Below are 12,994 nucleotides of genomic sequence, written 5' to 3'. Positions count from 1 at the left end.
TTGATTCAAAAGTATTGTAAATTTTCAAAATTTACAGGAAAGATTCTGCTTTTCTGTTCCTTTTAAAATATTAGACGATTGTACCATTAGGCCAGTCACTTTCACTAAATCCAAACAATGATGAAAAAGTCTTTTTTATTCCTTTGCGGATTAACTTCCTTTTCGGTTTTTGCCCAAACAACCACGCCCAACTTTAAGATACAAGTAGTTGATAATCAAATCAATATTGGCTATGGGCTGGCCGTTGGCGATGTGGACGGCGACAAACGACTGGATATTTTATTGGCCGACCAAAAAGACATCGTTTGGTATAAAAATGAAGGCACTAAAAACGGAGCATCCTGGAAGCGACACGTGATGGTTTCGAACGTAACTCCCAAAGACAACGTTTGCATCGCAGCCCGCGACATCGACGGCGATGGAAAGGTAGAAGTAGCGATTGGTGCCATGTGGAACCCCGCCGAGACAAACGATATAACAAAATCAGGCGCGGTTTTTTACCTGATTCGACCGCAAGACCCTACCCAGCGCTGGGAACCCGTGCCGCTTCACCACGAAATCACGACGCACCGGATGCGCTGGGCACAGGTAAGTAAAAATAAATACCAGTTAATAGTGGTCCCATTGCACGGTTTAGGCAATACCAACGGAGAAGGCAAAGGCGTAAAGGTGCTGGCGTATGACGTCCCCAAAAACCCAAAACAACCGTGGCCGTATCAGTTAATGGATTCAACCTTACACATCACGCATAATTTTGAAATTTGGGAAGACGCCGATGCCACCAAGGTACTGATTGGCAGCAAAGAAGGCGGCAAAGTGGTTTCGTACCAAAAAAATCAATGGAAACCCACTGGACAATGGATTGGCGAAGGTTTGGGAGTGGGTGAAGTACGCCGAGGATATTTACCCAACAAAGACCCTTTTGTAGCGGCGGTAGCTCCTTGGCATGGCAACCAATTAGTAGTTTTGAACCCCAAAACCAACGCTAAAAAAGTCCTGACCGACCGCCTGAGTCAAGGACACGCGCTGGCCTGCGGAGATTTTCTAGGCTTGGGCTACTCACAAATAGCGGTGGGTTGGCGCAATCCCAACCCCGACAAAAAGGTAGGCGTACGCTTGTTTTTACCAAAAGATGCCGCTGGTGAAAACTGGGAAGAATTTGTATTGGATGAAAGTGTGATGATGGCCTGCGAGGACCTTTTGGCCACTGATTTGGATGGTGACGGCGATTTAGACATCATTGCCGCGGGCCGCGCCACCCTCAATGTGCTAATTTATTGGAATCAACGAATCAACAAATAGCTCTACTTTTGAAGATTGACAATGCCTTGAAGCATTTCATGGGCTACTTTTTCGGGGGCAAAAGGTGCTACAATCTGTCGGGAAGCGTTGCCCATACGTGATAATAATGCCGCATTCTGAACAAAATAACGCATTTTGGCTACTAAATCCTGTTTTTGGCGCGGGTCGAAGGTAAAGCCGTTCTGACCCGTACGAACCAAATCTTCCACGCAGCCAGAAGGTGCTGAAACCAATACCGGCAAGCCACAAATCATCGCTTCGTTGACCACCAATCCCCACGGCTCCGAATCGCTGGGTAACACCAACACATCCGCTAAAGCCAAATATTCGGCCACTTCGTACCAAGGAACCCCAGCTTCAAAACAAATATTTTTTATCTTTTGAGCTTGCTGTTGTAGCATTGATTTTTGGTCTCCTTCCCCCAACAAAACTAAACCCCAATCGGTGGTTTCGGCACTGATTTCGGCAAATGCTTCCAGCAGTATCGTTAAATTTTTGGGTGGAATCAGCCGACCTACAAAAATGAAATTATAAGTGGCCCAGCCTCGTCGGTGTTTTTGTTTTTCACGTTCGGGAGTTGCTTTTTGATAATGTTCTAAAATCACGTCATTGTCGACCACCGCAGCTTTTCGAGTCAGAATTTGGGAAGGCTTTACCCCCAATTTTTCCAAATACGCCGCCGATGATTGTCCGAAACAAAAAAAACCGTTTGCCTGCTTCAACAAAAATTGCTTAAAACGCTCCTTGGCTCCCATCCGTACGTGGTCGCGCACGTTGGACTCATTAGAAATGATGACTTTAATACCAGTCAGTTTAGCATAAAACAGTAAAACCCACTGCGCAGGGTCGTACCAGCCCGTCAGATTCAACACATCGGGACGATAACTGCGGATTTTTTTCAACAGTGCTTTGGTTCGCGGCCATAGTTTGACTTGGTCGAGCGACGTATTAAAAAGCACCTCGTAGTTGTAGTCGTACCGAAAGGCTTCGGCATTGCCCATGTTGGCGCGGCTTTTTTCGGAAAGGGCAATTTGAGCGACGTGAATTTCTACACCGTACTGCGGAGAAAGTCGGTGTAATTCGCTAAACAATTTGGACTTATAATGTGCCCAAAGCTGGTTATGGACGATGAGTACTCGCATAGCGGGCAAAATAAGCGTCAAGGTATTGTTTCAATAGCGGGTATAAATGTTTGGCCATGTAGGCCTGTCCTTTGGCGTTATAATGAATGCTATCAAAGTCAGGATTTCGAAACAGGTCGTTGGTCAACGGAAACCCGCTTCGGTGCAATTTCAACTCATCAATCACTGGAATGCGGTTTTTTCGGGCAAACGCCAATATCTCTTCCCCTTGGCTATCGTAGCGATTTTGAGCTATTTCGGGCAATTCAGGGTGCAAATAAATACAAAAAGGAATATGCATTACTTTAGCAGTATCTGCCAGATGCTGAAAACCAGGATTGAATACCGTTCCGAATTTATGAATCACATCATTGGGGGCGTGTTGCGCGGCTGGCGAGAAAAACTCCTTCAAAGGCACTTCTACGTAGTGATACACAAACAACGTATAAATATAACGGTGCCAAAACTCGTAAAGCGCCACCGTGTATTGTTTATCAGGGTAATTGGGATTCACCCCCACTAATTTATGATGGCTCATGTTGTCGTAGGCATCGTGGCTACTGGTGACTAGGCACATCACATCGGCGCTAAAAAATCCTTTCTTTTTCAAAAAAGCAAACACATTATCTGGCCCCCAAGACCCCGCCGACACATTCAGTACGCGCACGGGCTGATGATAGTGTTGCGTAAATTGTTTTTCGAGAATGGTCGAGGCCAAATCGTCGTGGTCGGTTGGGTTTCCGCCATTGATGACCGAATCACCAACCAGCAAAACAACCGTCGTATCGGTAGGATTGATGGGGTCGCTGCGCATCGAAAACGCATTGGTACGCACTACATTTCTAAAACGAAAACGGTATTGATCAGGGGCAAAAACGTATTCAAAATCGGGGTCCTCTACATACAGCGGAGCATTGCAAAATCCAAACACAAAGCGTAATAATAACTCAGCAGTTGAAAGCAAAACCAGTAATAAAACGAGTATTTTACGCCATCTTTCCATTTTTATTCTTCCTAATTTCAGGATTTTTCTTCTTCTATCTTGTCTACAAACCTACGAATCAATCGGTAGTCAAAAAAATAAGAGTGCGACAAAATTGTCGTCACTCTCATTTCATTAATGGTTATTATTGAGGAATCCATCTTTTTGGTTCAACTGCCCCCTCCGCAACCTTTCAAAACCAAACCGATAAAATTTGCCACTCTGCTCGCGGGAGCAACCCAAAGGGTACTTTCATCGCCATCCAGCGCATTTATAAAATTCCCACCCCTTCCCAATGGAGTACCCGTCAGTTTTTTACTTCCATGATAAAATTCTATTTCAGCCAGATCTCCATTTCCATTTTCGCCTGCCACAAATCGTATTTGAGGATAAACAGACCCATTATTAATCTTAAACTCCTGCCAAGTACCGTTTCCATTTTGAGAAATCGTATACAAACTATCCCAAGTCACCCCATCAAAAGAACCTTGAATCTGCGCCCCAACCAAGTAGTTTTGACAACAATCGTCCCTAAATTTAAGTCGTATTCTATTCACCGCGCAGAGTTCTTCTTCTCCGCACTCCGCCACGCTAAGGGTCGTAACGGCCTGACTGTTACACCCTGCTTTGGTGGCAGTCAGTGTATAGGTATAGTTCCCTTTTTCTGCTGGTACGTTCACACTTACAAAATTCCCGCTGCTATTGACTCCCTTGCCGCTCCAGTTGTAGGCCACCCCAGCACAGTTGCCTCCCGTACAATTTGCCGAGAGCGTAACCTTTGAACCGCAGGTTGGGTTGGGGTTATCTGCATGGATACCCAACGTAAAATTGCAGGTATTGGGCGAGCACTGCGGCAGTACATCGTCATTCAATACGATATTTTTGGGCTGCGAATACGCCGATAAATTATACCCAGAATTATTAAGGATACTTAGCAACGAGTACGTCGTAGTACTTGTCGCATTGATAGGCGACATAGGAGTAGTTAGTAGTTGTTGAATTTCTGAGCTTTGCGTTGCAGGAGCAAAATCATTAATTGAGTTGGGGGACCCGATGACCAACGTTACAAATTTAGCCCCGTGTTCGTACGATTGTTTTAGAAAATTAATTTTATCAGTTGTGGTTCCTTGCGGGAACATCTCATTCATAATCCATTTATTGGGGACATTGGTTCGTAACAAATCCATCGAAAACCGGTGATTATAGAACATATCATCATTGACTTTGACCCCATCAAATCGACAATTCAACTTTTGAAAGCCTATTGTTCCCCGATTTTTTGAAGCTCCGTCAAAAACCGACCCCATATCCAACACAAACTTTATATTTGAGTCAACGGCTTTGACCGCGTTCCCCATTTGGTCGACAAATTCTTTCAATTTTAAATGCCTGAACATATACCAACGCCTTCCCGCCTCATCATTTTGGTTGATGGGGGGTTGGGCTGCCGTTCCGTACTGCGCTAAATGCCAGTTACTAAACGCATTTTTCATGTGCGACGAATAGTCAAAAAGAGACCCGTGCGGGTATTCCCCTTCCTGATTTGACGTTATAGAGACGCTTATAAACAACAACTTACCTTGCTCCTGAAGGTATTTGTAGCGTTGAGTCACTTCCGTCACAAAAGCTTTGGCTTTTTCTACCGAAGGCTGATGGGCCAGACTGAACAATTTATCATTGTAGCCGTCGGTGTACACATTTCCGGCCGCGTCCCGCATTTCATTTGCTTCTCCTCCCCAGATAAACCCCGACCGGTTTATGCCGTAGGCATTATTGGCACCCAAATGGATCCGTAGCGCAATCTTATCCATTCCTTGTTCGAGCGCCTTTGCAATAACGTTATCTACGGGCCGCCATTCCGATGCAATATTTGGGTTGGAAAGACACTGAAATGAAGGGCATTTGGTGATATCCCACCGTACAGTTATGTACACCGAATTGCACCCTATCGACTTTGCCCCTGGAACCATATCAGCATAGTGCTCATACTGATTATCTTCTTGGATATTAAGGACTAACATGGCCAAGTAACGTTTATTGTCTTGCCCGTGCCCTGCAAAACTCAAGGAGAATAAAAAAATCTGCAGGTAAATAAGTGCTTTTTTCATGCTTCCAGTTCTTTTCAAAAATGAGTAAAAATTCTTACGAAGTCTCAAAGAGGGTAAGCATGCAGGTAGAAATCGCAGTACAGGATTCTTCTTAAATTAACGATAATGGGAGCACTATGTTATCTAAGGAAGGTTTCTACAATTCAGTTTTTTGCTTTACTGGGTCATCTAATACTACCGAAGCAAAAATAATAGAGCCCTCTGTATATCATGTTTAAAACAATGATGACCTATTTTACGCCCACCAATACGAATTTTATTAAGCACAAATCGACATACATAAACGCAAATTATATTCCTTCATAGATTTTAAATTTTTTAGTTTGCCTCACCAATCTAAACCGATAAGCTGGAAACTGATTTTCTAACGTGGGATTGGTCGGAATTTGTTGATAGGCTTCGTGCACAAACGCGTATATTTTACCCGCTTTCCCGTCGTATTTTTCGGCCAAAAAACCACACCCTTTGGCAAATTTGAGATCAATACTCCCCACCAATTTCCGCGCCTTTTGCGCATCTACGTTGAGGGAACCCGAGGTAAAATAGAGGATATTTTCTGGTTTGTCAACGGCATGGATAAACGCCAAATCCTGCTCGTCGGCATGTCTCAATGCAAAACCTGAGCTTCCCGTCGCTGATTCATTGCGAATTTCAACTTTTTTGAGGATAAACGTAGAAAGCCCATAACCACTGTTCAAAATAATTAATATTCCAAGTACCCATTTAGCAGAAACCTGCGACCGACGCGACGCCCGCAACAACAACGGCAAAAACAAATAAGCCACCACTTTGGTATGGCGATATTCTACCGAAATTTCAGCGCCTTTGTTGTAGAGTAACAAAAATATGCCACAATAAACCAGATAAAAACCTAAAAACAGCCAGCGGGCTTCGTCATGTCCGGATTGTTTCATTACCCATATTAAGCCCAGAAAACTAACCGCCATCAGGGAATAATATAGGCTGTGCCCCCATTCAGGAAAATCCGTGCGGTTCAGTAACTGAGGGTATATTTCGGCAATACTGAACCAGTGCGTAAGTGGATAGGTAAGGGTTTCAAACGACGTCCACGAAATGTTAAACGGTTGGTTGGTACTCGTGATGGGGCTCGTTCCGAGGTTGATAAATCCCAACTGAGTAAGGGCCAAATAAAAAACCATGCACAATCCCATGGCCAAAGCCGTCCAAAAAGCAGGTATAAAGAGTTTTTTTTGCTTTCTAAAATCATTCAAGAAAGCAATGCCCGCACAACCACACAAGGCAGCTAAGCCGATGGTATAAGCCGTTTTTAAGAAGAAAGAGAGCAATGACAAAACCAACAGCCCACTAAAGAGGACAAAAGGTTGGCGTCGATATTTTAATAAACACCAAATAGTCCAAGGCTGACTTCCAAAAAGGAGCAATTCACCCCCAGTATAATTGAGAAAGTTGATGGTAAATAACCGAGAAGTAGCAATAAAAAATAGCCCGAGCGCAATGGTTGTTTTATCAAATTCCAACCACTGATATACAAAATACCAACCCATTAACCCCGCTACCGAAAAAGCCAGCGTTATCCACAAACTTGCCATTCCAGGCGAAATATTCAGCAATTCGCTCAGCGCCCCTGGCACCATATACTGACCAGGGCTCCACCACGTCAAAAACAAGGATTGATTTTGAGCAATATTTTCAGGAGACGGTATTAAAAGTGTATTGAATTGGCCCGTACTCAGCATATCATTCCAAACAGCTAGACCAAAACCCGGATCTTCTCCCAACACCAAGGGAACGTAATACCCAGCCATTGTCATCAACAACAATACCCCGATTACTAAAGAACGACGCGTAAGTATTTTCTCAATCAAAGCCATGAAACAATCTTAAACTTAACTTATGCGGGTTGAGGTTGTAAGGTACTTTTGGCTTTTTGTGTTGAATAAACGCCAAAAAAACGGATAAACATTACATACACCAACCACATACTGAGATCCTGTGGGCGTGCTCCCGAGAACAGAGCAATAAGAACAATGATTGAAAAATAAGCCAGAAATAAAGACAAATCGTTGGCAGGCCTGAAAAATTGCTGAAGGGCCGTAAAACCCATTACCACAAAGAAACTATTAAACAGAATAAAACCCAATATACCCTGATTTACAAGCGCTTCGATGGCGGGCACATCAAAAAACTGGGCTTTGTAGCCTTCCCCAAATAGGATAGTCCCGAGAGAGCCTTCTCCCAGAAAAACCTCAAAAACGTATTTAAAACTATACACCCTGTTGACCGAAGAGTGGTCAATTGATGCCGTTTTTTGGTCTACTTCAACGCCAGTAACGGTATAAATAACACTCCCGAAGCGCGACATAAAAGTGTTAAAATACACCCCTAGCGCATACGACGCAAACTGAAACTGCGAAAGTAAAAACGCGACAATTCCGTACACTACGGCGGCAATAGCCAACACACGCGGCTTAAATATAGAGACCACCATACCGCGACCGTGCAACGTAACATAAATGAGAATCATGACACCTAAGCCAATCAAACTCATGTTGGTCCGGGCCAGAATTAAGACTCCAACGGAAAAAATAGCAATTAAGAAATAACAGATTTTGAAAATCCAGTTTTTGGTACGTCCTGCCACCAACAATGCCGAAAGAATAGAACACAACGCATTATTTGCATAGGCGTGGGGGTTACTATTTTGGGTATTGGCCGCAAATTTAATGGCTGCACGCTCCCCAAACGTCCAGTGAGGGTCTTTCGTCAAACTGTATAGAAGGCCAATACTCGCTACTAGTGTATAAAAGACCATGACTTTCAGCACAATATTTGCCTTATCATTGGGATAATACATGGACGCAAAAAGAAACACAACGGGTATGATGTAAGTCAATGTTTCTCGTAGTCTTTCTGGCGAACCCGCCGGACTAGGGTAATATTTCCAATACACCCATCCCAACACCAAAAAGCTAAACCAACAAACAAAAAGCGTTTGGTTAGGCAAAAATACAGTTCGGAAAATATTCAGAGGCATTAGCAATGCCAACCCAACTGCCCAATACAATATAGTAAACGTACTTCCCTGAGGTCCAATACCGAAACCATCCCGAACGATAAAAACAATCGGATATGCGTTCCAAAGCATGTTAATCCCAAGCGCCTGGCGATAGTATTTTAATTCCTCCCACATTGTTCCGTCACTTATTTGAATAATCCATATCTAAAAATGCAGTAAATAGCCCGAAAGCCATCCTTCCAGTTGATTTTCTTGCCTTCTGCATAGGTTCGGCCATAATACGAAACGCCCACTTCGTAGATTCGTATGTTGGGTATTTTCGAAATTTTGGCGGTTACTTCTGGCTCAAAACCAAACCGTTTCTCGTTTAATTCAAGCCCCTGAATCAAGTCAATTCTGAAAAGCTTGTAGCAGGTTTCCATGTCCGTCAAATTCAAATTGCTGAACATATTGCTCAAGAACGTCAGAATTTTGTTTCCGATTGAATGCCAGAAAAATAAAATTCGGTGCGCTTTACCACCCATAAAACGTGAACCATATACCACGTCGGCGTGGCCATCTACGATGGGTTGTAATAAAATATTAAATTCTTTGGGGTCATATTCTAAGTCAGCATCCTGAATAACGACATAATTGCCCTGTGCCTTGCGAATCCCCGTATGTAAGGCGGCACCCTTTCCTTGATTTACTTCATGCTTAAAATAAGAAACCTCCACGCTGGGATTCATTGCCTTGAAGGCAAAAATTTGTGCTTCTGTCTCATCTTTTGAGCAATCGTTTACCACGATAATCTCTTTCTCAAAACCACCAATCAACTCCACAGAGGCAACTGCATTCAAAACGGTTTGAATCGTTTTTTCTTCGTTATAAGCGGGAATTACAATGCTAAGTTTTAAACTCACGATTAATTATTTTAAATATTTTTGCACTGATTTAATAGTGTCTTCTACTCATTCTCAAGATACAGTCAGTCAACCTTCTATGAGCGATAACGTAGTCGTAAATAGTTCAACGCTGGTTTTTCGACCAGATACGTAATCCCCACCGCTAGTACCAAAGCCCCCATCAACGCCACAAGGGCCGCTGGGATAAATTGCCAGCCTAGTTTGTCGCGCAGTAAAGTTACAACTCCATTCATAAAATAATGGTGAATTACGTAAAGGCTGTACGAAATTGTTCCCAAAAACCGCGTAATACGGTTATTAATCCACTCCAAACGTTGGCTTACGAACAAAAAGAAACTCCCAAAATAAAGCGTACTAACGGCAATATATTCGGGCCAGCTTAAAAACAAATTGCTCCGCCCCGTTTTTTCAAATAAGAATAACGTAAGGATATAAGCCAGCACAATGCCCCCAACACGCTGCAATCGGTAACCTTCAGTATAAATTTTATAGTAAAGAATACCCGCCCAAAAAAGTTGAAAATGATTAATCAACGGAAAGCTTTCACGAATAGAAGTATACAAAGAAGGATACGAAACACTGACCCACCCATGAACAATCGCCTGAATAACGACCAACGCAAACCCGTACCACTCAAGGTTTTTAACTTTGTTGAACAAAAATGCCAACAGCATCAGTCCATAAAAAAGCATCTCAACAATCAGCGTCCAGTAGGATTCGTCCAAGTCTCTCACTCCAAAATAATGCTGAAACATGGTCATATTGGCCAAGTAATCGCCCCAAGAGATGTCACTGTAGCCCCAATATTTTCCGATGAGCATCCAACCAGCAGTCAATGTAACGGCGACCCAATACACTGGATACAGTCTCGAAAAACGGGCAAACACAAAATCTACGGCCCGGGTGGTTTTATTGAGCGTCATGTAAATCACAAAACCGCTGATAATAAAAAATAAATCAACTCCGGTCACGCCCCATGAAAAATGGACTGGAGCTTCGGCCTGATGTAACGTAAGATGGAAAAGAACAACCGCCAACGCTGCAATGCCCCTAAATGTATCTAATGTAGCTAACCGCTGTTTCTTATTAGACATAATTGATTACAGGTACAATTCACTTTGCGTTACAAAGTTGATTTTTTTACTTTGTATTTCAAAGTGAAATTTAATTTTCTCAAAAAACTACTCTTTCGAAAACAGCAACTTTTGACAAAATACCTCCGAACGGTAGTCCTGAAGGTATTTATTTCCATCAATTACGGGATTCTTTTGTGATAAATAAGTACTCATGGCATCGGCAATGGCTTCAGCCCGGTGAGGAGCCACCGTTATACCCAGTTGATATTGGCTGACCAATACGCCCATTACCCCAAGTTTAGAGGCAATCAGCGGCTTACTGTATTTAGCCGCCAAGCCCAGAATATTGCTGGAACTGAAAAAATTGATGTAAGGGACCAAGACAATATCTGCAATTTTAAAGACTTCATTGGTAGCAGCAGGGGCAAAAAAGTGAAAATGCTTGATAAACAACACCTCTGGGTATTTTTTTTCGGCCTCATTAATAGCCGCAAAAAGCGTAGTATCGTAGCCTTTTTCAGGCTCTCCACAAATCAAAATACTCAGTTGGCTACGCTCTTGGTGAGTCAATCGCTGCAATGCCGCCAGAATGGTAGGGACGTTTTTGCGGGCTGATAAATGTCCGTATATCAAGAAAATTCGGCGGCCCTCCGCTACGCCGTACTTTCTTTTTAAGTCTACTACCGATGTAGTGGTGATTTGCGCCACGTCAATCGGGTCTGGCAAATGCTCAAATCGCGGGCCAAAACGTACGTTATATTCTTCTACGCCCTGTTTATCGTTCAGAAAGAAAATACGTTCTAGCTGTGGATTGCGCAGCATCCATCGCATTTGCCATCCTTTCCGCCACCCTCGCCATTCCCGGCGCAATTTGTCGGTCAGGGTTGAGTCATCTTCATAATATTTGCGAAAAGGTAAAAATAACAGCCCCGAAAACTTCACGCCCATATTACTTATCGAAGTCCTTCCCAGCTCATATTGAAAGGCATCAATGTGCATAAAAATCAGCCGCTCAACCTTATATTTATGAATCAAATCGGTCAGGTAGCGCATTTCGGCCGCCGCCCTTCGCAATACACTTGTCAGGGCTAAAAAAGAGGATAATTGTTCTGAATCTATGTAGTGAAACTGCACTAGCAATTCATCCGCACGGAATCGGTCACGAGCCCCTTCGTGCAAAACAAACACAAACTGGCTCCGAACTTCTTCAGGCATTTTTTTTAAATATTCTACCAAAAACTGCAAGTAATCTAAATGATGCCCGCTGATGTCTCGGTCGTAAATAAGGGTGCGTACTGGGAGTTGCATCATGCGTTTACCAATTCTTTGTATACTTCTAGCGTTTGTTTAGCCGTTGTTTCTGCCTTAAAAAGCGGCACTCGCTCATAGCCACGTTGGCGCATTTGCCCTTGAAGCGTTTGACTATAAACCACCTTTTCGACGGCGTCTTTGATAGAATCTTTATTTTCAGCTTCAAAATAAACGCCAGCTTCGTCCGCGATTTCATCAAAAGAAGTTCCCGCAGTCACCGCCACTGGGCAGCCACAACTCATTGCTTCCAAAACGGGTAAACCGAAACCTTCCATCAACGACGGAAACACAAATAACAGCGCCCGCTCGTACAACTGAACCAGCGTAGTATCATCAAAAATAGGGTGATAAAGTACTTGCTTCTCCACTCCCGCTTCGTTTATTGAGCGAATTTCTTCGTTCGAAAATTTTCCACCACCCGCACAAACCAGATGCAAATCTTTGTCTTTGAGCAGAATAGGCGCCATAGAAGCCAAAAAAGTATCGAAGTTTTTGTAATAATCTCGTTTACCGACAAACAAAACATAACGCTCAGGCAGCGTTAGTGTTTTTTGTCCGATAAGCGCGGGTTTATCAAGATAATTACCCAAAGGAACCACTTTTATTTTGGTTTCATCGACGTCAAAATACTCCAAAATACCCCGTTTGGTAGCTTCTGAAACCGAAATAACGATGTCGGCGCGCTTCAGTAATTGTTGTTTCAAATCCGAAAGGCCTTCGCCCAATACTGGAAACATTTTTCCGTATTTTTCACTCAATACATCATGAAAAGTCAGCACCATTGGCTTTTTCCCTACCTTATCCAAAAAGTAAGAATGATAGTAAGTAGGATGAAAAATATCGAAATTTCCCAGACTCAGCTTTGTAGAACTATATAGGCGATTGAGCCGTGAAAATAATTGATTGACGCGGGGATTATTGGCAAATTGCTGATAACGAACAGGATGTGAGTAGTTTACATCCCGAAGGTATTCATTATTTGAAAATTTTAATGCAAGTTCGAATTCAATGTCCGAGCATCCCGCAAACGCATTCATCAGCTCATAAAAATACCGGGAAATACCGCCATACTGGGTGCCGGTAAAGGTCTGGTGGTCATAAAGAACTTTCATGCAGCACTCATTAAAGATAATAAATCGGCCGCTATTTGCGGTTATTTCCCGCAAAAGTACAAAAAAACTCTATCTGAAT

10 protein-coding genes are annotated in these 12,994 nt (G+C 43.1%); 1 reads left to right on the top strand and 9 read right to left on the bottom strand.

Annotated features, from left to right (window positions below):
* The first annotated feature begins 117 nt into the window (after positions 1-117).
* Positions 118-1,302: a VCBS repeat-containing protein gene (locus GVN20_RS00195; protein WP_166556413.1), complete on the top strand. Its 1,185-nt coding sequence runs from the start codon at positions 118-120 to the stop codon at positions 1,300-1,302.
* A gap of 2 nt (positions 1,303-1,304) precedes the next feature.
* Here the strand turns inward: GVN20_RS00195 and GVN20_RS00190 are convergent, their stop codons facing one another.
* The 9 genes from GVN20_RS00190 to GVN20_RS00150 form a co-directional block, all read right to left on the bottom strand.
* Entirely contained in the window at positions 1,305-2,444 is a 1,140-nt protein-coding gene (locus GVN20_RS00190) for a glycosyltransferase family 4 protein (protein ID WP_166556412.1), read from the bottom strand.
* On the bottom strand, positions 2,422-3,426 hold the full coding sequence (locus tag GVN20_RS00185; RefSeq protein ID WP_166556411.1) for a hypothetical protein: 1,005 nt from the start codon (positions 3,424-3,426) through the stop codon (positions 2,422-2,424). The genes GVN20_RS00190 and GVN20_RS00185 overlap by 23 nt, the downstream gene beginning before the upstream one ends.
* Positions 3,427-3,575: 149 nt before the next feature.
* On the bottom strand, positions 3,576-5,513 hold the full coding sequence (locus GVN20_RS00180; RefSeq protein WP_166556410.1) for an immunoglobulin domain-containing protein: 1,938 nt from the start codon (positions 5,511-5,513) through the stop codon (positions 3,576-3,578).
* Positions 5,514-5,803: 290 nt separating this feature from the next.
* On the bottom strand, positions 5,804-7,366 hold the full coding sequence (locus GVN20_RS00175; RefSeq protein WP_166556409.1) for a hypothetical protein: 1,563 nt from the start codon (positions 7,364-7,366) through the stop codon (positions 5,804-5,806).
* A gap of 20 nt (positions 7,367-7,386) precedes the next feature.
* Positions 7,387-8,685, bottom strand: a complete 1,299-nt coding sequence (locus tag GVN20_RS00170; protein WP_166556408.1) for a hypothetical protein — start codon at positions 8,683-8,685, stop codon at positions 7,387-7,389.
* Between the two features lie 11 nt (positions 8,686-8,696).
* Entirely contained in the window at positions 8,697-9,413 is a 717-nt protein-coding gene (locus tag GVN20_RS00165; protein ID WP_166556407.1) for a glycosyltransferase family 2 protein, read from the bottom strand.
* Between the two features lie 77 nt (positions 9,414-9,490).
* Positions 9,491-10,510, bottom strand: coding sequence for an acyltransferase (locus GVN20_RS00160; RefSeq protein WP_166556406.1), 1,020 nt, complete (start codon positions 10,508-10,510; stop codon positions 9,491-9,493).
* Between the two features lie 87 nt (positions 10,511-10,597).
* Complete coding sequence (locus tag GVN20_RS00155; protein ID WP_166556405.1) at positions 10,598-11,803, bottom strand: glycosyltransferase; 1,206 nt, start codon at positions 11,801-11,803, stop codon at positions 10,598-10,600.
* Entirely contained in the window at positions 11,800-12,915 is a 1,116-nt protein-coding gene (locus tag GVN20_RS00150; RefSeq protein WP_166556404.1) for a glycosyltransferase family 1 protein, read from the bottom strand. Before GVN20_RS00150 ends, GVN20_RS00155 begins: the two co-directional genes overlap by 4 nt.
* Positions 12,916-12,994: the final 79 nt, after the last annotated feature.

Source organism: Runella sp. CRIBMP (assembly GCF_009905605.1).
Taxonomy (GTDB): Bacteria; Bacteroidota; Bacteroidia; order Cytophagales; family Spirosomataceae; genus Runella.
Note: the sequence above shows the minus strand (reverse complement) of the source record. Positions and strands in the feature narration are given on the sequence as shown.